Genomic DNA, 22,779 nt, shown 5'->3' with positions numbered 1-22,779 from the left:
ATCGCAGTACAACCGAGTTACCCGTAACCATCATGCCTATCAAGCCGATTTCAGCAGTGCGCATCAATGGCGATTTGTTCGCCGGGATGACGTTCGCTCGTTCATTGGCTTTGCTATTGCTACCGATCGGTTACCTGACCTAGCGCACGTGGCAGTCAGGTAGCCCATATCGCCACTCCTGACGCTTTATCCCGATTACAGAATTAAAGGATTTATCATGATGTTGACCAACCCGGCTGCGAAATACCGCGCCTTCCCACCCGTGCAACTCAAAGACCGTACCTGGCCTGACCAGGTCATCAGCAAACCGCCTATCTGGATGAGCACCGATTTGCGCGATGGCAACCAGTCCTTGATCGAACCGATGAACCACGAGAAGAAATTCCGTTTCTTCGACATGCTGTTGAAAATCGGCCTGAAAGAAATTGAAGTCGCCTTCCCTTCCGCCTCGCAAACCGATTTCGATTTCGTGCGCAAACTGATCGATGGCAAACGTATCCCTGACGACGTCACGATTGAAGTCTTGACGCCAGCACGTGAAGACCTGATCCGCCGCACCGTCGAGTCCGTCATCGGCTCACGCCGCGCCATCGTGCACATGTACAACGCGACGGCACCTTCCTTCCGCCGCATTGTGTTCAATATGTCGAAGGAAGAAGTGAAAGCATTGGCTGTCGCCGGCACCAAGCTGATCCGCGAATTGACCGATGCGCATCCAGAAACAGAATGGGTATTCCAGTATTCACCGGAAACCTTCAGCATGACTGAACTCGATTTTGCTAAGGAAGTCTGCGACGCCGTGTCCGAAGCATGGCAGCCGACACCAGAACGCAAGATGATCTTCAATCTGCCAAGCACGGTAGAAGCCAGTACACCTAACGTCTACGCCGATCAAGTCGAATGGATGCACCGTAATCTGGCGCGCCGCGATTCCATCATCCTCAGCGTCCATCCGCACAATGATCGCGGTTGTGGCGTCGCCGCAGCGGAATTGGCTGTAATGGCTGGTGCTGATCGTATCGAAGGCTGCTTGTTCGGCAATGGTGAGCGTACTGGTAACGTTGACCTCGTCACACTTGCCTTGAATCTGTATTCGCAAGGCGTCAATCCAGGTTTGGATTTCTCCGATATCGATGAAGTTCGTCAATGCGTGGAAGAATGCAATCAGATTCCAGTTCATCCACGTCACCCTTATGTCGGTGACTTGGTCTACACCGCATTCTCCGGCTCGCATCAAGATGCGATCAAGAAAGGCTTTGCCAAACAGAAAGCTGACGAAATCTGGGAAGTGCCTTACATGCCTGTCGATCCAGCTGATCTCGGTCGCAGCTACGATGCCGTGATCCGCGTCAACAGCCAGTCTGGTAAAGGCGGCATGACCTATTTGCTGGAACAGGAATATGGCCTCGTATTGCCACGCCGTTTGCAGATCGAATTCAGCCGCGCCGTGCAACGCATCACCGATGAAACCGGTGGCGAAGTGGCTGCTGGCGATATACACAAGATTTTTAACAGTGAATATCTGACTGCCATCACGCCTTATCAATATCGCAGCCACCATATCGATGATTCGAAAGGCAATGAAATTCAAATCAAGGTCGAGCTGGAAAAAGATGGCAAACCAGTGACGGTAAGCGGCTCTGGCAACGGCCCAATTGATGCCTTCATCAATGCGTTGGGCTTGGATATCAAACTGATGGATTTCCATGAACATGCCATCGGTGCAGGTGCCAGCGCCAATGCTGCCAGCTACATTGAGCTGCGCGTCGACAATGGTCCTACCCGTTTCGGTGTCGGTATCGACAGCAATATCATGACGGCCTCGTTCCGTGCGGTGCTGAGCGCAGTGAATCGAGATGTTGCATTGACCGTGAATATGAAGGCTGCCTGATCTACGCAAACTTCAAAAAAAGCCGCTGAGTTTCAGCGGCTTTTTTTACGCCTAGAAATTACCGCAATATGCGATCAACTTTCCCTCTCGACAACAAACCTGATCCAGCCACTGCTTGCTGGCTTTGAAATTGATACGTATGGCAAAATACGGCAAGGTCACATTTACAGATTTTTCTTCAGGTATGTCGTATGCGTCGGATTATCCTATTACCCATCGTCATACTGATTGCCGCCTGCAGCACCCTGCTCAGCTCACGCATCGATAATTTATATGGCCCGGCAGATCCGACACGCTTTGATGTGCCGATGCCCCCACCCGTAGACAATTCCTATCTGCAAACGATACAACCGATACTCAATCAACGCTGCGTAGTTTGTCATGCCTGCTATGACGCGCCCTGTCAGCTAAAAACCACCAGTTGGGACGGCTTGGCACGCGGTGCCAACAAAACCGCTGTGTATGATGCGACACGCCTGCTGGCAGCCGAACCATCGCGCCTTTATATCGATGCACAAAAACCTTCCGAATGGCGCCAGCACGATTTCTTTCCGGTTCTGAACGAACACATGTCTACACCGGAAGCCAATCGCGCAGTCGGCTTGATCCATCGCATGCTGGCACTCAAGCAGCAACATCCGTGGCCATCTGACGATAGCAAACTGAACAAGCTGGATCTGTCGGAAAACCGCGCAAACATGTGCCCGGCCGATTTCGAAATGGATGCCTACGAGCGCAGCACACCGTTAGGCGGTATGCCTTTTGGCCTTCCCGCTCTGTCGCCGGAAGAGCATCGCACCATGACGAACTGGCTGGAACGAGGTGCGCCTTATGAAGGGCAACCCGCATTGCCAGCGGCAGTAACGGAAAAAGTGAAGCTGTGGGAAAAATTCTTCAATGGCGATTCATTGAAAGAACAACTGTTTGCGCGTTATGCCTATGAACATTTGTTCCTAGCGCATCTGTATTTCGGCGATGAGTTCAACGACGACAAACAGCGCCGCTATTTCAAACTGGTACGTTCAGCGACACCGCCAGGACAACCAATAAAAATCATCGCAACACCACGTCCGGTAGACAATCCCAATGTTGGCCGTGTCTACTATCGCCTGACTGAAGAACTCGAAGCGATAGTCGCCAAAACTCACATGCCTTATCGGCTAGATGCACAACGCATGACACGCTGGCGCAGTCTATTTTTCGATGTTCCTTATCAGGTAGATAAACTCCCTGGTTATAGCGAAGAAACCGCAGCCAATCCATTTGCCACCTTCGCCCAGTTACCAGTAGGCGCACGCTATCGCTTCATGCTGGATGAAGCCGAGTTCACCATCATGGGCTTCATCAAAGGGCCTGTATGTCGCGGCCAGGTTGCACTCAATGTCATCCGCGATCAGTTCTGGGTGACCTTCCTCGCACCGTCCGAAACCTACGATAAAGAGGTCGACCTGTTGCTGCAACAGAGCGCAGCTCTGGCACGCCTGCCCACCGGCAATCGCAGCAGCGGCATCCTCGTGCCTTGGCTCGAATATGGGAAGCTGGAAAATGATTACCTGAAAGCACGCACCACCTTGATGGCCAAAGTCATCAAACAACCGGCTGATATCAACCTCAACCTGATCTGGGATGGTGACGGCCATAACGACAACGCAGCACTAACCGTGTTCCGCCATTTTGACAATGCAAGCGTGGTCAAAGGCTTTGTCGGCGACACGCCAAAAACCGCCTGGGTCATAGGCTACCCATTACTGGAACGCATCCACTATCTGCTGGTAGCGAATTACGATGTGTATGGCAACGTTGGCCATCAACTCAACTCACGGCTCTACATGGATTATTTGCGTGCAGAAGGTGAATCCACTTTCCTGCTGATGCTGCCCAAGGCTCAGCGTATCGCCACACGTGACTACTGGTATCGCGGCGACAGTCTTTCTGTACGAGAACAAGTCTACGGTGGCCCAGCCAGTACCTTGGATGTCGATAGCGGTATTCGCTATGTCACCGATAATCCGAAGAAGGAATTGCTGGAGCAGATGAGAAAACGACTCGCACCCGTGATCTCTACCAATCTGGACTGGACGAAGCAAACACCAACATATTTGCAAGCTCCGTTGACGACACTCGCAGCGACCAAGGGCCAGGCATTGCAATGGTTGCCGGAAACTGCGCTGCTGGTAATCGATACGCCCGACGGCAAAGCCAGAACATTCAGCCTGATACGCAATACGGCGCATGCCAGCGTGTCCCATCTATTGGGTGAGCGGAAAGAAGTGATACCGGAAGAAGCTACCTTGACGCTGGCACCCGGCATCATCTTCAATTATCCGAATGCCTTTTATCGCGTCCGCTCTGCGGACTTGCCAGCGATGATCACCGCACTGCAAGGACTGCGTTCGGAAAGCGACTATGCCGCCTTTACCAAACGCTGGGCCGTACGTCGTGACAATCAGGATTTCTGGGCATTCAGCGATACGCTGCATCAACGCTACTTCAAGGAGCAATCATTGGAAGCAGGCATACTGGATTACAACCGCCTGGAGTTCCGTTAAGCAGTTGAGTAAAAAGCTACGTCTATCCAACTCAAGCCATAAGCAAAAACACTTAGGCAATTCGATTGACTTGCTTCGCCAGCCAACCATACTATGGAATCGTCTGAGTATGGTTGGGTAGGCTTATGTCCGAGAAGAATGCAGCAGGCAATAACATCTTGCCCTTCACACGCGTTGCAAAACGTCCCTCCCCCGAGGAAGTCGCAGCCATTGCGGCATCGGATCTGTATGAGCTATTGCCCGTCTACGATAGGTTGATCGGACTGTTAAGAGAAACCTACGACTATGAACTGGATATGTTGACGGATGACATAGTACTTTCCGTCGTGCGTTGTCGAGAAGCGCTGGCAAAAGGGATGGACGATAAAACCGGTTTGAAGATGGTCAAGGAAATGCGCGAAGGATTGCGCGAAATGCCTAAAACCCTGCGCTCGCTTCTACCTGGCTTGGGGCCACGTCTGGGAGAAAGCATAGAGCACAAACTGGGAATCCGGTTTTCAAAGTACTAGCTGAATGATCAAGCGTGAAATCAGCATCCGCCTGTAACTGTATCTAGCGCGCCAAACGAATCCCGGAAAATTGCCAACGCGCCGTCGCCGGAAAGAAATTCCGATAACTGACGCGCTCATGTCCACTCGGCGTCACGCATGAAGAGCCGCGCAGCACATACTGATTCGACATGAACTTGCCGTTGTATTCACCCAGCGCACCCGCTACAGCTTGGTAACCGGGATACGCTGCGTAGCTGCTGCTAGTCCATTGCCAGCAAGTACCAAACAACTGGATCAAGTCTCCCGCCTCGCGAGCAGCATGTTCCCATTCAGCTTCAGTCGGCAGACGCGCACCGCTCCAGCGTGCATAAGCATCTGCTTCAAAATAAGAAATATGTGTCAACGCTGCATTCAAATCGAGTGGCCGCAAGCCATGCAGAGAAAATGCATGCCAGCCTCTATCATGCTGCCAATACAGCGGATGCGAAATTTGTTGTGTCTGCACCCAATCCCAACCTTCCGACAACCATAAAGCCGGATTCTCATAGCCGCCCGCTTCGACGAAAGCCAGATACTCGCGATTCGTCACCAATCGTGTCGCCAGTGCATACGGCTCAACAAACTGCCGATGGCGCGGCAATTCATTATCAAAACAAAAATCTGTACCCTCATGCCCCAACTGCACCACACCGCTATCGAAAGACAGCCATTGCAATGCCGGTGCCGTTTCGGCTAGCGAATAGAGTGAGTCGGCATACGCCGGCTTGAGTGGATTGCGCGAGAACAGATGCAAGACATCCGTCATCATCAATTCCTGATGCTGTTGTTCGTGTTGCAAACCCAGTTCCAGCAAACCCGCCATTTCTGACATGACCTCTGCTGGCAATGTTTGTGCAAGCAAAGCATGTATCCGTGCATCTACATCGCGTCTATAGGCCAGCACTTCGTCAAACGGCGGACGCGTCAGCAAGCCGCGTTGCGCACGTGCATGCTTGTCACCCACACCGTTGTAATAGGAATTGAACAGGACACGGAAGGCTGGATGATGCGGCTGGAAGTTTGCTTCGAAACGTTCAAGGATAAAGGTTTCGAAAAACCAGGTGGTGTGCGCCAAATGCCATTTGATAGGACTGGCATCCGGCATCGATTGCGCACCACAATCTTCTTCCGACAGCGGCTCTGCCAAGGCGATCGAACGTGCGCGTATAGCCATATAACGCGTCAGGTTCTGATGCGGTGCAAGCAGATGAATATTTTCTGTCTGTGCGTTCATTGCAATCCGTCATGTTATTGGAACAGTTTCAGGATGCGGCTTTGTGCAGTTTACTGCGAATTAAATAAATGCGAAATCAAGCTGTAAACAAGAACTGCAAAGCAACTATTCAGCTCAAATCGCATGTGCGTGGCACACCATGAACCACTGCTGCGGATCGGTCCAGAACGACAAGCGACGAAAGCCCGCCTGCTCCAGCAAATCCGTAAAGCTGCGCTGCGTGTACTTATAACTATTTTCGGTATGTATGCGCTCGCCGCGTTCAAAACGCCGCTCGCCTTGCGGCCAGCGCACTGTTTGCTCTGACGCTGCTTCCAGATGCATTTCTATACGACTGGCTTTGTCATTGAAAAACCCGCGATGACGCCACGCCCGCACATCGAAGTCAGTACCTAACAAATGATTCAGATGTCGCAACAAGTTCAGATTGAAAGCAGCTGTGACTCCCAGTGCATCATCGTAGGCCGCATCCAGTATGGATTTTTCCTTGATCAGATCGACGCCTATCAGCAAGCCACCATCTTCACCGCAAGCTGCGCGGATACGCTGCAGAAAAGCCAGTGCGTCCTCAGGTGTGAAATTGCCTATCGAAGAACCGGGATAAAAGAACAGACGTTTTTCCTCACGCACACTATCGGGCAATAACAATTCGCTGGAAAAATCCATCCCCAGACCAGTCATGACAATAGATGGAAATTGCTGCTGCAAGCGCTGCAGTGCATCGCGCAGAAAACCGACTGAGATATCGACCGGCACATATTGCACCGGCTGCAAGGCAGGAAACAGGCGCGCCGCCTTGGCGCAATTACCGGCGCCAAGATCGATCAACGTAGCACCACTGCCTATGGCTTGTGCAATCGCCCTGCCATGCGTTTTGAAGATAAGAGATTCAGTGCGGGTTGGATAATATTCCGGCAACTCACAGATCGCCTCGAATAATTTGGAACCCAAGGCATCGTACAGATACTTGGGTGAGGTAAAAGCCTGTGCTGCGCTCAAGCCCGCGAGCAGCTCGTCACGGACACTCTGGTCATTCTGTTCGGTACACTGGATGAATTGCAGCAATCTGCTCCCCCGTGATGCGTGAATCTGAATGACCCCATTTCGGCGTGACAGTTCATTGCCGAGGCAAAGATAACAGTTGTGCTCTGCCTGCCCGCCCCCATATTGCCTGAGAACAAATGTGTTTTCTGCGTTTTTTAACGAAGTACGCGGAAAAATATGCTGCGTTGACTGGTGTTAAGCTACGCCTTCATGCCAGCCTTATGGCTACATACCAGCAGTGCCTTAAATGCAAGAATCAGGCGGCCTCTGCCTCCTGACATCATCTTTTACCCAGAACACTGTATCCATGACCATCAAGACGTCCCGAGAATTGCAAAAAGGTAGCATCGCCACTTTACGCGGCCTGGTTAAATTTTTACTGCCGTATAAAAAACAGTTCGCCCTGGCCGGCATTGCGCTGATCGTCGCGGCCGCCGCCACGTTGGCGATCCCGTATGCCTTCCGGCAAATGATCGATCTGGGCTTTGGCGCCAACGGCATGCATGACCCGTCCAGCATCAACACCTATTTCATCGCCTTGTTTGGCGTTGCCTGCGTGTTGGCGATCGCCACTGCGGCGCGCTTCTACATGGTGTCGTGGCTGGGCGAACGTGTCACCGCCGATGTGCGCAATGCTGTGTATTCACACGTGGTGACGCAAAGCCCGCAATTCTTTGAAACTACGCAAAGCGGCGAAGTCTTGTCGCGTATTACGACCGATACAACACTGATACAAACACTGATAGGCACCAGCATTTCGATGGCTTTGCGCAATGCGTTGCTGTTCGCTGGCGGTTTGGTGATGCTATTCATCACCAGCATCAAATTGTCGTCCATCATCTTGATCACTCTAGCGTTCGTCGTCTTGCCTATCGTGTGGTTTGGTCGACGCGTACGTACGCTGTCACGAGATTCACAAGATCGTGTAGCTGATGCGTCTGCACTGGCAGGGGAAATCCTCAATGCAATGCCTACCGTGCAGGCTTACACTCATGAAAAAATCGAGGCTCAACGTTTCGGCAAAACCGTAGAGAGCGCATTCAAAACAGCGATGCGCCGCATACGCGCACGTTCCTTGTTGACGATGATCGCCATCCTGCTGATCTTTGGCGCCATCGTCTTTGTACTGTGGCTGGGTGCACATGCTGTCATCGACGGCACCATGAGCGGCGGCGTGCTCGGTCAATTCATTCTTTATTCGGCAATTGTTGCCGGTGCTATCGGTGCATTATCCGAAGTGCTAGGCGACGCACAACGTGCAGCCGGCGCGACCGAACGTTTGCTTGAGTTATTGGCAGAGAAATCACCCATTAAATCCCCTGCATCGCCTACCGCCTTGCCGCCACGGCGTGCCAATGGCGCATCGCTGACGCTGGACTTGGTGACCTTCCACTATCCATCTCGCCCGTTGACGCCTGCGCTGTCCAATCTGTCGGTCGCGATTCAAGCGGGTGAAACTGTCGCCATCGTCGGTCCATCCGGCGCCGGCAAGACTTCATTGTTCCAGTTGCTATTGCGCTTCTATGATCCGCAGGAAGGCGTGATTGAACTGGATGGCATCGATATCCGTGACCTCGACTTGCATGACTTGCGCAATACGATAGGTATCGTGCCGCAAGACACTGTGATTTTTTCTGCCAATGCGATGGAGAACATACGCTATGGCCGTCCTGACGCCAGTGACGATGACGTGATTGCAGCTGCCCGCATGGCTGCGGCGCATGAATTCATCGAACGTCTGCCTGAAGGCTATAGCTCCTTCCTCGGCGAGCGTGGTGTGCGCTTATCCGGCGGCCAACGCCAGCGTATTGCGATTGCACGCGCGCTACTGAAGAATCCACCGCTGCTATTGCTGGACGAAGCAACCAGCGCACTCGATGCCGAATCAGAACGTTTGGTGCAAGGCGCACTGGAAGCCGCCATGGTCGGTCGTACCACCTTGGTCATCGCACATAGACTGGCCACCGTACAGCGCGCCAATCGTATCATCGTGATGGAACACGGCAAGATAGTCGAAACCGGCACGCACGCTACACTGGTCGCGGCCGGTGGACTGTATGCCAGCCTGGCCGCCTTGCAATTCAACCAGCATTGATCGCCGATTCCGCTGCCTGCGGCTTAACCCGTTAAAATAGCGAATTCCCGGGAAATATAGCGAAAGTTATATTCCGACAACCTATATAAAAAAACGGACTACGCATGAAACAGTATCTTGACCTGGTGCGCACAGTACTCGATACCGGCACCTGGCAGGAAAATCGTACCGGCATCCGCACCATCAGTATTCCTGGTGCCATGCTGCGCTTCGATCTGCAAAAAGACGGCTTCCCAGCGATCACGACCAAGCGACTCGCATTCAAATCCGTAATCGGCGAATTGATAGGATTCTTGCGCGCTACCCGCAGTGCTGCCGATTTCCGCGCGCTGGGTTGCAAGGTATGGGATCAGAATGCCAATGAAAATACCGAATGGCTGAACAACCCGTATCGCCAGGGCGAAGACGACCTCGGCCCGGTGTACGGCGTACAATGGCGCCAATGGCCAGCATACAAATTGCTGGACGCTGACAACACGGCGCAGATAGAAGATGCGCAGAAGCACGGCTTCCGCGTCGTCTCCGCCGTCAACGACGAAGGCAAGGGCAAAGTCCTGCTGTACAAAGCCATCGATCAATTGCGCGACTGCCTCGACACCATCATCAAGAATCCAGGCAGTCGTCGTATCCTGTTCCACGGTTGGAACTGCGCCGATCTGGACGCGATTGCCTTGCCGGCTTGCCATTTGCTGTATCAGTTCATCCCGAATGCGACGACCAAAGAAATTTCGCTCTGCCTGTACATCCGCAGCAACGATATCGGTCTCGGCACGCCTTTCAATCTGGCCGAAGCCGCTGCCTTGCTGCATGTAGTTGGCCGCCTGACTGGCTATACACCGAAGTGGTTCACCTACTTCATCGGCGACGCGCATATCTATGAGAATCATCTGGATATGCTCAACGAACAAATGATGCGCGAACCGCATGCCTCGCCCAAGCTGGTTTTATCAGATCGCATTCCCGACTATGCCGTCACCGGCAAGTACGAACCTGAATGGCTGGAAAAACTCGAGCCTAGCGATTTCAGTCTGGAAAAATACGAACATCACGCACCATTGAGTGCGCCGATGGCTGTTTAAAATTACACGAACACTATGCCCGCACATCTGACCATCGTCGTCGCCACCGATACCAACAACGGCATCGGCATCAACAACACCCTGGCTTGGCACTTGCCTGAGGATCTGGCGCACTTCAAGCGCACGACTTCCGGCCATCCGATCATCATGGGTCGCAAGACTTTCGACTCCATCGGACGCCCTTTGCCGAATCGCCGCAATATCGTCATTACGCGTAATGCGGAGTGGCAACATGCTGGTGTGGAGGCTGTGACTTCGCTGGAGGCCGCCAAGGCACTGGTCGGTGACAACCCGGCTTTCATCATCGGTGGCGCGCAGATTTATGCCGACACACTGGCAGGCACTGACCGCCTGATCGTGACCAAGATAGACAAAGCCTTCGATTGCGATGCTTTTTTCCCGGCTATCGACCCAAAACAGTGGCAAGAAACGGTACGCGAAGAGCATCATTCCGAGGCAAATGGCTTCGATTACGCCTACATTACCTACGACCGGATTAAATAGTCTGATCGTTTTTGTAACACTGGCGTCACACTGATGACCCACTATGCCGCTGATCGACCAATCGGCGGCTTTTTTCTCCCCAAATCGCACACATATCTGCGAAAATTCGCTTTCCCTATCTGGCGCACAAATCGACCCTGTACGCCGCACTATCCGTCTTGCTGGAGACCTCATGAAATTTCGCTTCCCCATCGTCATCATTGATGAAGATTTTCGTTCCGAGAACACGTCGGGACTAGGCATCCGCGCGCTGGCCGAAGCGATGGAAAAAGAAGGCATGGAAGTGCTGGGCGTCACCAGTTACGGCGATCTCTCGCAGTTCGCACAACAGCAATCGCGCGCGTCCGCCTTCATCCTGTCTATCGATGATGAAGAGTTCGGTGCCGGCTCGTTTGAAGAAACCGATTACGCATTGAAATCGCTGCGCGCCTTCGTCGAAGAAATTCGCCACAAGAACGCCGACATCCCAATTTATCTGTACGGTGAAACACGTACCTCACGCCACATTCCAAATGACATCCTGCGCGAGCTGCATGGTTTCATTCACATGTTTGAAGACACGCCAGAGTTCGTCGCGCGTCACATCATCCGCGAAGCAAAGTCCTATATGGATGGTCTGTCGCCACCATTCTTCCGCGCGCTGGTGCATTACGCGCAAGATGGTTCCTACTCATGGCACTGCCCTGGTCACTCCGGCGGCGTCGCATTTTTGAAATCGCCTATAGGCCAGATGTTCCACCAATTCTTTGGCGAGAACATGTTGCGTGCCGACGTTTGTAACGCGGTAGAAGAACTCGGTCAGTTACTCGATCACACCGGTCCGGTAGCTGCATCTGAGCGCAATGCCGCACGCATCTTCAATGCGGATCACTGCTACTTCGTGACCAACGGCACCTCGACCTCGAACAAGATGGTGTGGCACTCGACTGTCGCGCCTGGCGATATCGTTGTGGTTGATCGCAACTGCCACAAATCCATTCTGCACTCGATCATCATGTGCGGCGCGATTCCTGTTTTCCTGATGCCAACACGTAATCACCTCGGCATCATTGGTCCTATTCCGCTGTCGGAATTTTCGATGGAGAATATCCGCAAAAAGATCGAAGCCAATCCATTTGCTCGCGAAGCCGCTAACAAAAAGCCACGCATCCTGACCATCACGCAATCGACTTACGACGGCGTGATCTACAACGTGGAAACGCTGAAGAACATGCTCGATGGCGAAATCGACACGCTGCATTTCGATGAAGCATGGTTGCCGCACGCGACCTTCCACGATTTCTACAAAAACATGCATGCGATCGGCAAAGACCGTCCGCGCGCCAAAGAGTCGATGATCTTCTCAACCCAATCGACACATAAATTGCTGGCTGGTTTGTCACAGGCATCGCAAATTCTTGTGCGCGAATCGGAGAGCGTCAAGCTCGATCAGGACGCCTTCAATGAAGCGTATCTGATGCACACCTCGACTTCGCCACAGTATTCGATCATCGCTTCATGCGACGTTGCTGCTGCGATGATGGAAGCGCCAGGCGGTACCGCGTTGGTGGAAGAAAGCATTTTGGAAGCGCTGGACTTCCGTCGTGCGATGAAGAAAATCGATCAGGAATGGGGCCAGGATTGGTGGTTCCAGGTGTGGGGACCGAACACCTTCAGCGAAGAAGGCATAGGCACACAAGACGACTGGATGATCCGCGCGGAAGACGACTGGCATGGTTTCGGCAATCTGGCTCCGGGCTTCAATATGCTCGACCCGATCAAGGCGACCATCGTCAATCCTGGTTTGTCACTCGACGGCAAGTTCGGCGAGTCCGGCATCCCTGCGTCCATCGTGACCAAATACCTGGCTGAGCACGGCGTCATCATTGAAAAATGCGGCCTGTATTCGTTCTTCATTATGTTCACCATCGGCATTACCAAAGGCCGCTGGAACACGCTGCTGACTGCGCTGCAACAGTTCAAGGACGATTACGACAAGAACCAGCCTATGTGGCGCATTCTGCCGGAATTCGCAGCAGCCAATCCGCGCTACGAGCGCGTTGGTCTGCGCGATCTGTGTCAATCGATACACGATTTCTACAAAGCCTACGACGTCGCACGTCTGACAACCGAGATGTATCTGTCCGACATGCAACCGGCGATGAAACCATCCGACGCATTCTCGAAAATGGCGCATCGCGAAATCGATCGTGTACCTATCGACGAGCTGGAAGGTCGCGTCACATCGATCTTGTTGACACCATATCCACCGGGCATTCCATTGCTGATTCCAGGTGAACGTTTCAACAAAACGATCGTCGATTACCTGAAATTTGCACGTGACTTCAACGAGAAATTCCCTGGCTTCGAAACCGATGTACACGGTCTGGTCAAACGCGAAGTCGACGGCAAGCGCGATTACTTCGTCGATTGCGTACGCCAATAAATCGATAGCTATCCTGATGAAAGGAATGTGAAATGAAACCTCGCATTACCGTCATCACGCTAGGCGTTGATGATCTGGAGCAAGCACTCCAGTTTTATCGGGATGGCCTCGGCCTGCAAACACCAGGCATCATCGGTGCCGAATTTGAATATGGTGCAGTTGCCTTCTTCGATCTGCAGTCAGGATTGAAGTTGGCGCTGTGGCCACGCAAGAGCATTTCTCAAGATACCGGCATTCCTGTCGCGCCTATCAGTGCTACCGAATTCACCATCGGGCATAACGTATCTTCGAAAGAAGAAGTCGATGCCATCATGCTGCAAGCAAAGAATGCCGGAGCAAGCATCGTCAAACCCGCGCACGATACGTTTTGGGGCGGCTACGCAGGCTACTTTAAAGATCCCGACCAACATCTTTGGGAAGTAGTCTGGAATCCGGCCTGGGACGCATCTGACTAAAATGCAACAGACATCAGATGCCGTGATTCAGTCGCAGTCAGTCCGCACACACATCATTAGATTCGCTAGCGAACGCATAGACGAAAACATGCAGATGCGCTTTGCCAATTAAATGAAAGAAACAAAGATCCATGAACAAGCTTGTATTATTTTTTCTGAGCGCTGTACTGTCTACCGCCGCTATCGCAGCAGGCAATGAACGTGTCGTCAAGGCAGCAAACTTCCCTGAGACTAAAGGCATGGTTGTAGCAGCGGAAGGTGATTTTGAACCGCGTAGCATAGGCAGCTACAGCCTGCGTCTGTATGCGAAAAATGATCCAGCCTATCCGTATGACGCTTTCATCACCGGCATTGTGCGACCACGCAATGGCACGGTGGAAAGCATCAAATTCGCTGATCTGGATCACGATGGCAAAGCGGAAATCATCGTCACCATACGTTACGTAGGTAGCGGCTCCTTCGTCACCGTAGACGCCTTCCGTTTTCGCAAGCAATCATTGCAATTGCTGACGTCGATTGCGGGTATGGATGCAAAACTGGATGCTGTTCAGGTATTGAAACAGAAACTGCAGAAGAAGCATTAATACCAAACTGCTTCGCCATTCAAGGCGAAACGCCCTGCACTTACTCGCTTCATGAAACTAAAGGTATGTTGTTCTATACCTTCAACAGTCAAACCAGACCATTTCCCAGCAAAGCTGCCAAGCTACCTATCAACAATAGCCAGAGCGGATGTATCCGCGTTTTCCAGGCCAACAAAGCGGTGGCAATGGTAATCACGGTCAGCAGCCAATTGGTATCCGACGTATGTGCAATCACTGCCGCGCTGGCAGCAACTATGCCCGCAGTCACAGGCACCATGCCGGACTGTATATAGGCACGCCATGGTCTATCTTTGAAGCGTTCCCATGCATGTAGCGACATGATAGTCAGCAGCGATGAAGGACCAAACTTGGCAATAGCAGTCACCAGCATGCCGGCCCAACCCGCCACCTGCCAGCCAACCAGATTGACTATCATCATGTTCGGCCCCGGCGCTGCCTGACTCAAGGCAAACAAGGCACTGAATTCTTTCGCACTCATCCATTGATGCACTTCGACAACCTGACGCTGCATCTCAGGCAGGATCGCATTGCCGCCACCAAATGCCAGCAGCGACAACTGGGAAAAAATCAGGAATAAGGCAATCAGGGTCTGCGTCATTTCTTGCTTCTTGCCGTAACCCAGATGCTGAGTGGTGTCATCACCAGCATGACCCACAACAATGGCAAGCGCAGTAAAGCAATCGCGATAAAACACATCACCGCAACGCCAGCCATTATGAACTTCTTACGCAAAGGCAATGCGATTTTGATCGCCATGGAAATCAGCAAACCGGCAGCCGCTGCGGCTAGGCCGGCAAATACATGCCCTACTTGCGCATCGTTACGGAAGCGCTCATACAACATCCCCAGCATGATCAAGACAACGGATGGCATCGCAACCAAACCCATGATGGAAACGAAAGCACCTTTGACTCCACGAAAACGCATGCCAACTGCAACCGACAAATTAATCATATTGCCGCCCGGCAGGAACTGACACAGACCGAGCAGTTCGGTGAATTCAGTTTCATTCAGCCAGCGCTTGTCCTCCACCAGCATCCGGTGTGCCAATGGCAAGGCACCGCCAAAGGCCATCATGCCCAGCGCTAGAAAACCCAGAAATAATTGCCGAATGGTCGGGTGCGGCACTTCCACTTGCGCCATTGGCGTTTCCGCTATTTGTGTACTGCTTTCCATCTTCTTGCTTCCGTCATATTCATTGATAGGCGAAAGCTTACGCGCGTAGCGTCATTCAGTCTAATATATGGAATCATAGTTAAACATACTTAAAATATATGTCATCCATAGACCTGCGCCTGCTGCGCTATTTTGTCGTCGTTGCCGAAGAAGGTCATCTGACCAAAGCCGCACAACGCATAGGCATACAACAACCACCGTTGAGCCAGCAAATTCGTGCGCTTGAAAAAGAGCTCGGCGTCACACTGTTTCGACGTCTGCCACGCGGCATGGAATTGACCGAAAGTGGACACGCCCTGTTGGTAGATGCGCGCATCATTCTGGATCAGGTCAACACCACGATAGAAGGTGTGCGCCGTATCTCGCAAGGCGAACTAGGCCGCATTGCAGTCGGTTTTACCGAGTCAGCATCGCTGCATCCATTCATCCCAGCGGTCATACGCGCGTTCCGGCAGGTATCGCCGGGCGTTACGCTTGCGGTAGAAGAAAGTAATACATCCGATCTGGTCGAAGCCTTGCGTCAGAATCGTGTCGACGTCGCCTTCATACGCTCACCGATAGGCAATGCAGCAGGATTGAAAATGGAAACGATGCTGGTGGAAGAAATGATCGTCGCGCTGCCAGCCACACATCCACTGGCGCAGAACAAGCGCCGCAAGAGTTTGCCGCTCACGGCTTTGGCAGAAGAATCCTTCATCCTGAACCGACGCCCCAGCGGTCCCGGTTTGTACGATACCGTGATCGCAGCCTGCCGCGTCGCAGGCTTCAGCCCCAAAGTAAAACTGGAAGCGCGCAAGAATCTATCTACGCTAAGTTTGGTCGCCGCCGGCTTGGGCATATCTATCGTTCCAGCCTCGATACGGCATGTAAAACTGGAACAAGTCGTTTATTTGAACGTGGATCACGCCCCCGGCTTGCGCGCGCCTTTGCATCTGGCTTATCGCGACATACCGCAATCAGGTGCGGTGGAGAGGATGATTATTGAGGCGAGGAAATTGGCGGGGCTTGCACGGCCCTGAGTTTGAGTGTTGGGCTGATAAAACGTTAGTTCAACCTACGACTCTACAAAACGATTTTTCATTTTGACATAACAGCAAAAACAACCAAAGCAGTCCAACTAAACGCCAAGTAGCGCGCCATTTTGCTATAGCCTTGCCGAAGTAAAAACCATGCAAATAAATAAGGCATTAAAAAAATCCCAATACCAAGCCAAATCGAAACAGGTCGGTTTCCCTCACCACTCCAAACTTGTCTAGGAGAAAATCCTTCCAACTGCTCAGGTTCCGCTACAGCTCGAGACTTTTTTGTGCTTGATGCTTCAGTTAATTTTTTTGAATAAGAAACTCCAGTACCGGGAATGCCTACAGTGGCTTTGACACCCTTGGAACTTAGGTTGACTGTCGCCCCATTGCCGCCAACTGATGTACTAACGCCTTTCTTACTTAAGTTGAGATGCAAACCTGGAGCTATCTTGATTCTTTTGCGGAATCCGAATCCCATTTACATCTCCCCTAATATCATGGCCCAATAGAACCTACGTGAACATCACATCTCAAGCCTTAGGCAAAGTCACACCGTGTTGGCCTTGATACTTACCGCCTCTATCCTTGTACGACACTTCGCACACTTCATCGCTTTCAAAAAACAGAACTTGCGCACAACCTTCACCGGCGTAAATCTTCGCAGGCAACGGTGTCGTGTTGGAAAACTCCAGCGTCACATAGCCTTCCCATTCAGGTTCGAACGGTGTGACGTTGACGATGATGCCGCAGCGCGCGTAAGTTGATTTGCCCAGGCAGATCGTCAGCACATTACGTGGGATGCGGAAGTATTCAATCGTACGAGCAAGCGCAAATGAATTTGGCGGAATGATGCATACGTCGCTTTTAACGTCGACGAAGGAATTTTCATCGAAATTTTTCGGATCAACGATGGTGCTGTTGATGTTGGTGAAAATCTTGAATTCGTCAGCGCAGCGAATATCGTAACCGTAGGAAGATGTGCCGTAAGAGACTATCTTCTGCCCGTTAGCCTGACGCACTTGACCAGGCTCGAATGGCTCGATCATGCCGGTTTCTGCCGCCATACGGCGTATCCATTTGTCGGATTTGATGGTCATATTCTTAGATTTAAGTGAGTGTTGTAAGGAATTTCCGCAATTTTACGCGAAATCGCCAAGGAATCTGACTCCCTCGCATATCTATAAACGCGGGTTACTCACTGTGACTCCGTTCTGAGACGTCGCGCTCCCGCGAGGCGACAAGTGTAAGTTCGTCCGTCATTACAGGTGAAAGCCTAAGAAGTATCCGATCCGGGCCGATAAGAATACAAATAAGGGGGCGGACTACATAAATCCCATAATTATGGGATTTATCATTATTTTTCAAATCTCTATGATCACACGTCCTTAATTTAAGCCCCTCCATTTAACAAACAATCCTACTTAGGAAATTCCAATGAAATACTTTTCCATCTTTTTCATATGCCTGTTTTCGTTCATCACAAATCTTCACGCCGAGACCAATCGCGCAACGAATGATGAGCGTGTAAGAATAGGCATTACTGACAACACTGGTTCAGTACTAGGTCTCAGCTTCGGTTCACCGGATGAAACTGGTTGGAATATTACAAAGTCTGGTTTAAGTGCCAAGCTGAAGAAGGATGGCGAATCAGTCGATGAAAATCAAGAGATTGAAGCCTACGTAATTAAACTGGATACACCATTCAATCCAATTTCCGCTTATATCGAGAATCTCAAAAAAAACATGCAAAAAGCCTTTGCAAACAATCAAGAATTCAGTCTGCAAACTCTCGACGTCAAAGAATATCCGCAGAATAATCAATGTGTCAGAGTGCATTTGTTATTAGAAGATCTGCGCAAAATTCACACGCACAACAACCAGCAGAAAAAATGGAGCGAACAACACATTATTTCATGTGGGTCGACAAAATATAAACGTATGGGTTTTGAAGTTCGCTATTACCAGAGGTACTACGATCAGAATAAAGATGATCAATTTTCTGCCAAAGCGGACAAATTGTTCGAGAGCGTGATCATTGAGGATAAATAACAAAACCTCATTTGCGAAACACATTTTTTCTTTATACGTTAAAGAGAAGAGACGTTTTATGATTACCCATAAAACGTCATTAATACTCTCCAGAGTAATCGCCTATCTCTGCATCGTTTCCCACACCTTCTGCAATCGCTTGACCGATACCGGCATAGGCGTACGCAACTCTTGCGCAAACAGGGACACCCGTAACTCTTCCAGCAACCAGCGGAACTCCGTCATCTTCGGATCGCCGTGACGCTCCTTCAATGCGCGTTGCCATGGCGCGGCCGCTTGCTGCCATTCAGCCATTGCCCGCGTATCGCGTGCTGGATCGGCACGCAATTTATCGATGCGCACATTGATCGCCTTCAGATAGCGCGGGAAATGCGTGAGGTTGATGTAGTCGTTCTCTGCGATGAAGCGCTTGCTGACCAAACCTTGCAATTGCGACTGCATATCGGTCACGGCTTGCGCATGTGCTTTCACTGTTTGCAGCTTCTTCGGCAAGGCGTGATATTCAGTCAGGATCAAACCGACCAGTCGTGCAATTTCATTGACTAGCAAGCCGAGTCGAGATTTACCTTCGTCCTTGCGTGCATTGAACTCTTCTGCATTTTTCGGCAGCGGTTCTTGTAGGCAGGCACGCTCCAGACCAGCGTGAATAATCTGATCGCGCAACTCTTCCTGCGAACCCAAGGCCATGAACTGCATGCCCATTTGCTGCAAGCCTGGAATGTTTTTTTCCAGGTACTTCAGTTGCTCTTTCAACTGCAAAGCCAGCAAGCGACGCAATCCTATGCGATGCACGCGTGCTGCTTCATTCGGATCGTCAAACACTTCCAGATCGCAATACGTGCCTTTATCCACCAATGCGGGAAAGCCAATCAGCGTTTGCTTGCCTTGCTGGATTTCCAGCAGTTCCGGCAATTCACCAAAGGTCCAGCTGGTCAGGTTCTGATGCGTCGTCGCGTTTGCGACTTTGCCACCAGCATGCGTTGCTGTGCCCGATTGTGTTTTAGTCGCAGGGCTAGTCGCTTGCGTTTTACCGGTAACAGCAACTGGTTTAGCCGCGCTGGTTGATTGCCCTACCAACGGCATCGCCGTTTGTTCGGCAATACGTTGAAAACTCTCTCTTGCTTGTCCGCCGAACTCTGAACGCAAGGTGCCAAGATTACGTCCCATCTCCAACTGGCGACCATGTTCATCAATGATCTTGAAGTTCATGAACTGATGCGAGGACAAGGTTTCCAGTTTGTAGTCAGTCGTCTTGGTAGCAATACCAGTTTGCTCGCGTACATCGGCAATCACCGCATCCAGCAAACTACCTTTGCCGAAGGCATGCGCTTCTTGCACACGATCACAAAAACCTGCAGCGTAATCCGGTAACGGTACACAATGACGGCGCAGTTTTTGCGGCAATGACTTGATCAACAGATGGACTTTTTCTTTCAGCATGCCGGGCACCAGCCATTCACAGCGATCCGCCGATACCTGATTCAAGGCATACAAAGGCACCGTCAAGGTCACGCCATCGCGCGGCGTGCCAGGCTCGAAGTGATACGACAACACCATATCAACGCCAGCGACGTTCATCACTTTAGGGAACAGCTCTGTCGTCACGCCTGCAGCTTCATGCCGCATCAAATCATCACGATTCAGATACAGCAGTTTCGGTTCTTTGGCCGTCGCTTCTTTATGCCATTTTTCGAACGTGATGCCGTTATGAATATCGGCTGGAATCAGCTTGTCGTAGAAAGCCGCAATCAGTTCGTCATCGACCAATACATCGAGACGGCGTGACTTGTGCTCCAGATTCTCGATCTCGCGTATCAATTTATGGTTATGCGCAAAGAAAGGCGCACGTGTTTCGAAATCACCACCAACCAGCGCATCGCGGATAAAGATTTCGCGTGCATCCGATGGATTGATCAAGCCATATTGAATCCGGCGCTGACTGTAGACAACGAGACCGTACAGGGTCGCGCGCTCATACGCAGAAACTTGCGCAGTGCGTTTTTCCCAGCGCGGCTCACCGTAGGATTTTTTCAGCAAATGACCGGCAACACGCTCCAGCCATTCTGGCTGTATCTGTGCGATGCAACGCGCATACAGGCGCGTCGTATCGACCAGCTCGGCCGCCATGATCCATTTGCCGGCTTTCTTGATGAGCGACGAACCTGGCCAGATATGAAACTTGATCGCACGTGCACCCAGGTAATGCTGTTCTTCCTCAGACTTGAAGCCGATATTACCGAGCAAGCCAGTCAGCAAGGCCGTATGCAATTGCTCGTAAGTTGCTGGCGCTTCATTCAGGCGCCACCCTTGCTCACGCACAATGGTCAGCAATTGCGAATGAACATCGCGCCATTCGCGCAGGCGTAACTGCGACAGGAAACTTGCGCGGCATTCTTCCTGTAACAGGCGATTCGATTTCTTGTGCGCGACTGCATCTTCAAACCATTTCCAGATTTTCAGATAGCTGGCGAATTCCGATTTTTCATCGGCGAATTTCTTGTGTGCGTTATCGGCTGCGGTTTGCGCTTCCATCGGACGGTCGCGCGGATCTTGCACCGACAATGCCGCAGCGATGATCAGAACTTCCGTCAGGCAGACATTATCTTTCGCCGCCAGTATCATGCGGCCTACACGCGGGTCCAATGGCAACTTGGCTAACTCGCGACCCAGCTTGGTCAGCTTGTTTTCATCATCGACTGCGCCCAACTCTTGCAGCAGTTGATAACCGTCAGCGATCGCGCGGCCTAAAGGCGGTTCGATGAAAGGGAAAGTTTCTACATCAGCCAGATGCAGCGACTTCATCCGCAAGATGACGGATGCCAATGAGGAACGCAAAATTTCCGGCTCGGTAAATTTCGGCCGCAGCAGATAATCCTGCTCGTCATACAGACGTATACAGACACCGGCAGAGACACGGCCGCAACGACCGGCGCGCTGATTCGCAGCTGACTGCGCAATCGGTTCGATCTGTAGTTGCTCGACCTTGTTGCGATAGCTGTAGCGTTTAACACGTGCGAGACCGGCATCGACTACGTAGCGTATGCCGGGCACGGTCAGCGAAGTTTCTGCAACGTTGGTTGCCAACACGATACGGCGCGCATTGGACACCTTGAATACGCGCTCCTGTTCTTGCGCGGACAAGCGTGCGAACAACGGAAGAATTTCCACGTGCGGCGGATGGTGCTTGCGCAAGGCTTCTGCAGCGTCGCGTATCTCACGTTCACCCGGCAGGAACACCAACACGTCGCCAGAACCTATACGCGCCAGTTCATCAACCGCATCGACTACCGCATCCATCAGATCGCGCTGACCACGTTCCTTGGCCGCCATTGCCGAACGACGTGCCGCCGCAGCATCCGACGTTGCATTCGGATTGTTTTCTGTGTTCTTGTCGAAAGCTTCAACCGGGCGATAACGGACTTCGACCGGATACATGCGACCGGACACTTCAATCACCGGCGCCAGTTTTCCGTTGCTACCGAAGTGACGTGCGAAACGATCGGCGTCGATGGTGGCCGAAGTGATGATGACTTTCAGATCAGGACGCTTGGGTAGCAACTGCTTCAGATAGCCGAGCAAGAAGTCGATGTTCAAGCTGCGCTCATGCGCTTCATCGATGATGATGGTGTCGTACTGACGCAGCAGCGGATCTGTTTGTGTCTCCGCCAGCAAGATGCCATCGGTCATCAGCTTGATCCACGCGCCTTTGGTCAGCGTGTCGTTGAAGCGCACCTTGAAGCCGACGTGTTCGCCCAAGGGCGAGCCGATTTCCTGCGCGATGCGCTTGGCTGTTGACGATGCCGCAATCCGGCGCGGTTGCGTGTGACCGATCAAGCCGTTCAGGCCACGACCGAGTTCCAGGCAGATTTTCGGTAATTGCGTGGTTTTACCGGAACCGGTTTCGCCACTGACGATAATGACCTGATTCGCCTGGATAGCCCGTGCAATATCCTCCCGCTTGCCGGAAACCGGCAGTTCTTCAGGGAAGGTAATCGCAGGCAGCGGGTTACGGACCGGCGGTGCGGATGGGGCTTGAGCGACGCGCGCGGGACGATTAGTCGCGGCTGGCTTAGGTTTTTGGTTGGATTCTGGAGCAGACATGTAGTGCGGAATTATACAGA

General features: G+C 51.9%; 18 protein-coding genes. 11 read left to right on the top strand and 7 right to left on the bottom strand.

The window, feature by feature from the left end; all coding sequences use genetic code 11:
- The first annotated feature begins 217 nt into the window (after positions 1–217).
- The 3 genes from leuA (at position 218) to AC07N2_RS11225 (ending at position 4,949) form a co-directional block, all read left to right on the top strand.
- Positions 218–1,891 carry a 2-isopropylmalate synthase gene (leuA, locus tag AC07N2_RS11235; RefSeq protein ID WP_494778356.1) on the top strand — a complete coding sequence of 558 codons (1,674 nt, stop codon included), beginning with the start codon at positions 218–220 and terminating at the stop codon, positions 1,889–1,891.
- A gap of 191 nt (positions 1,892–2,082) precedes the next feature.
- Positions 2,083–4,440 (top strand): fatty acid cis/trans isomerase, encoded by a 2,358-nt coding sequence (locus AC07N2_RS11230; protein WP_494778355.1) that lies wholly within the window; start codon positions 2,083–2,085, stop codon positions 4,438–4,440.
- Positions 4,441–4,565: 125 nt separating this feature from the next.
- Positions 4,566–4,949, top strand: coding sequence for a hypothetical protein (locus AC07N2_RS11225; RefSeq protein WP_494778354.1), 384 nt, complete (start codon positions 4,566–4,568; stop codon positions 4,947–4,949).
- Between the two features lie 43 nt (positions 4,950–4,992).
- Here AC07N2_RS11225 and egtB read toward each other — a convergent pair whose 3' ends face one another.
- Positions 4,993–6,204 carry an ergothioneine biosynthesis protein EgtB gene (gene egtB, locus AC07N2_RS11220; RefSeq protein WP_494778353.1) on the bottom strand — a complete coding sequence of 404 codons (1,212 nt, stop codon included), beginning with the start codon at positions 6,202–6,204 and terminating at the stop codon, positions 4,993–4,995.
- Positions 6,205–6,318: 114 nt separating this feature from the next.
- Positions 6,319–7,269 (bottom strand): L-histidine N(alpha)-methyltransferase, encoded by a 951-nt coding sequence (gene egtD / locus AC07N2_RS11215; protein WP_494778352.1) that lies wholly within the window; start codon positions 7,267–7,269, stop codon positions 6,319–6,321.
- Between the two features lie 286 nt (positions 7,270–7,555).
- On the opposite strand from egtD, the gene AC07N2_RS11210 reads away from it, so the two are divergent.
- The 6 genes from AC07N2_RS11210 to AC07N2_RS11185 all read left to right on the top strand — a co-directional run bounded on the left by AC07N2_RS11210 (position 7,556) and on the right by AC07N2_RS11185 (position 14,390).
- Entirely contained in the window at positions 7,556–9,343 is a 1,788-nt protein-coding gene (locus AC07N2_RS11210; RefSeq protein WP_494778351.1) for an ABC transporter transmembrane domain-containing protein, read from the top strand.
- Between the two features lie 104 nt (positions 9,344–9,447).
- Complete coding sequence (locus AC07N2_RS11205) at positions 9,448–10,422, top strand: thymidylate synthase (RefSeq protein WP_076591840.1); 975 nt, start codon at positions 9,448–9,450, stop codon at positions 10,420–10,422.
- 15 nt (positions 10,423–10,437) lie between these two features.
- Complete coding sequence (locus AC07N2_RS11200) at positions 10,438–10,926, top strand: dihydrofolate reductase (protein ID WP_494778350.1); 489 nt, start codon at positions 10,438–10,440, stop codon at positions 10,924–10,926.
- A 172-nt stretch (positions 10,927–11,098) separates the two neighbouring features.
- The gene (locus tag AC07N2_RS11195) at positions 11,099–13,351 is read left to right on the top strand and encodes an Orn/Lys/Arg family decarboxylase (protein WP_494778349.1); all 2,253 of its coding nucleotides are present in this window, start codon (positions 11,099–11,101) and stop codon (positions 13,349–13,351) included.
- A 32-nt stretch (positions 13,352–13,383) separates the two neighbouring features.
- The gene (locus AC07N2_RS11190; protein WP_494778348.1) at positions 13,384–13,806 is read left to right on the top strand and encodes a VOC family protein; all 423 of its coding nucleotides are present in this window, start codon (positions 13,384–13,386) and stop codon (positions 13,804–13,806) included.
- Positions 13,807–13,937: 131 nt separating this feature from the next.
- Positions 13,938–14,390, top strand: coding sequence for a PliI family lysozyme inhibitor of I-type lysozyme (locus tag AC07N2_RS11185; RefSeq protein ID WP_494778347.1), 453 nt, complete (start codon positions 13,938–13,940; stop codon positions 14,388–14,390).
- Positions 14,391–14,478: 88 nt separating this feature from the next.
- Here the strand turns inward: AC07N2_RS11185 and AC07N2_RS11180 are convergent, their stop codons facing one another.
- Both AC07N2_RS11180 and AC07N2_RS11175 read right to left on the bottom strand, forming a co-directional pair.
- Positions 14,479–15,009 (bottom strand): chromate transporter, encoded by a 531-nt coding sequence (locus AC07N2_RS11180; RefSeq protein WP_494778346.1) that lies wholly within the window; start codon positions 15,007–15,009, stop codon positions 14,479–14,481.
- Positions 15,006–15,587 (bottom strand): chromate transporter, encoded by a 582-nt coding sequence (locus AC07N2_RS11175; RefSeq protein ID WP_494778345.1) that lies wholly within the window; start codon positions 15,585–15,587, stop codon positions 15,006–15,008. The genes AC07N2_RS11180 and AC07N2_RS11175 overlap by 4 nt, the downstream gene beginning before the upstream one ends.
- A gap of 98 nt (positions 15,588–15,685) precedes the next feature.
- On the opposite strand from AC07N2_RS11175, the gene AC07N2_RS11170 reads away from it, so the two are divergent.
- Complete coding sequence (locus AC07N2_RS11170; protein WP_494778344.1) at positions 15,686–16,606, top strand: LysR family transcriptional regulator; 921 nt, start codon at positions 15,686–15,688, stop codon at positions 16,604–16,606.
- 58 nt (positions 16,607–16,664) lie between these two features.
- On the opposite strand, the gene AC07N2_RS11165 is transcribed toward AC07N2_RS11170, so the two are convergent.
- Both AC07N2_RS11165 and dcd read right to left on the bottom strand, forming a co-directional pair.
- On the bottom strand, positions 16,665–17,087 hold the full coding sequence (locus tag AC07N2_RS11165; protein WP_494778343.1) for a DUF4236 domain-containing protein: 423 nt from the start codon (positions 17,085–17,087) through the stop codon (positions 16,665–16,667).
- A 52-nt stretch (positions 17,088–17,139) separates the two neighbouring features.
- Entirely contained in the window at positions 17,140–17,706 is a 567-nt protein-coding gene (dcd, locus tag AC07N2_RS11160) for a dCTP deaminase (protein ID WP_076591848.1), read from the bottom strand.
- A 337-nt stretch (positions 17,707–18,043) separates the two neighbouring features.
- Here dcd and AC07N2_RS11155 point away from each other — a divergent pair, with 337 nt between their 5' ends.
- Positions 18,044–18,658: a hypothetical protein gene (locus AC07N2_RS11155; RefSeq protein WP_494778342.1), complete on the top strand. Its 615-nt coding sequence runs from the start codon at positions 18,044–18,046 to the stop codon at positions 18,656–18,658.
- A gap of 102 nt (positions 18,659–18,760) precedes the next feature.
- Here AC07N2_RS11155 and hrpA read toward each other — a convergent pair whose 3' ends face one another.
- Positions 18,761–22,759 carry an ATP-dependent RNA helicase HrpA gene (gene hrpA, locus AC07N2_RS11150; RefSeq protein ID WP_494778341.1) on the bottom strand — a complete coding sequence of 1,333 codons (3,999 nt, stop codon included), beginning with the start codon at positions 22,757–22,759 and terminating at the stop codon, positions 18,761–18,763.
- Between the last annotated feature and the right edge of the window lie 20 nt (positions 22,760–22,779).

Source organism: Herminiimonas sp. GW821-FHT09C12, assembly GCF_059416385.1.
The sequence above is the reverse complement of the archived record's forward strand: the minus strand, read 5'-3'. Positions and strand labels throughout refer to the sequence as shown.

Bases quoted from the DNA above. Each gene is read 5' to 3' on its own strand.
- leuA (WP_494778356.1), top strand. From the start codon at position 218: ATGATGTTGACCAACCCGGCTGCGAAATACCGCGCCTTCCCACCCGTG.
- AC07N2_RS11230 (WP_494778355.1), top strand. From the start codon at position 2,083: ATGCGTCGGATTATCCTATTACCCATCGTCATACTGATTGCCGCCTGC.
- AC07N2_RS11225 (WP_494778354.1), top strand. From the start codon at position 4,566: ATGTCCGAGAAGAATGCAGCAGGCAATAACATCTTGCCCTTCACACGC.
- egtB (WP_494778353.1), bottom strand. From the start codon at position 6,204: ATGAACGCACAGACAGAAAATATTCATCTGCTTGCACCGCATCAGAAC.
- AC07N2_RS11210 (WP_494778351.1), top strand. From the start codon at position 7,556: ATGACCATCAAGACGTCCCGAGAATTGCAAAAAGGTAGCATCGCCACT.
- AC07N2_RS11205 (WP_076591840.1), top strand. From the start codon at position 9,448: ATGAAACAGTATCTTGACCTGGTGCGCACAGTACTCGATACCGGCACC.
- AC07N2_RS11200 (WP_494778350.1), top strand. From the start codon at position 10,438: ATGCCCGCACATCTGACCATCGTCGTCGCCACCGATACCAACAACGGC.
- AC07N2_RS11195 (WP_494778349.1), top strand. From the start codon at position 11,099: ATGAAATTTCGCTTCCCCATCGTCATCATTGATGAAGATTTTCGTTCC.
- AC07N2_RS11190 (WP_494778348.1), top strand. From the start codon at position 13,384: ATGAAACCTCGCATTACCGTCATCACGCTAGGCGTTGATGATCTGGAG.
- AC07N2_RS11185 (WP_494778347.1), top strand. From the start codon at position 13,938: ATGAACAAGCTTGTATTATTTTTTCTGAGCGCTGTACTGTCTACCGCC.
- AC07N2_RS11180 (WP_494778346.1), bottom strand. From the start codon at position 15,009: ATGACGCAGACCCTGATTGCCTTATTCCTGATTTTTTCCCAGTTGTCG.
- AC07N2_RS11175 (WP_494778345.1), bottom strand. From the start codon at position 15,587: ATGGAAAGCAGTACACAAATAGCGGAAACGCCAATGGCGCAAGTGGAA.
- AC07N2_RS11170 (WP_494778344.1), top strand. From the start codon at position 15,686: ATGTCATCCATAGACCTGCGCCTGCTGCGCTATTTTGTCGTCGTTGCC.
- AC07N2_RS11165 (WP_494778343.1), bottom strand. From the start codon at position 17,087: ATGGGATTCGGATTCCGCAAAAGAATCAAGATAGCTCCAGGTTTGCAT.
- dcd (WP_076591848.1), bottom strand. From the start codon at position 17,706: ATGACCATCAAATCCGACAAATGGATACGCCGTATGGCGGCAGAAACC.
- AC07N2_RS11155 (WP_494778342.1), top strand. From the start codon at position 18,044: ATGAAATACTTTTCCATCTTTTTCATATGCCTGTTTTCGTTCATCACA.
- hrpA (WP_494778341.1), bottom strand. From the start codon at position 22,759: ATGTCTGCTCCAGAATCCAACCAAAAACCTAAGCCAGCCGCGACTAAT.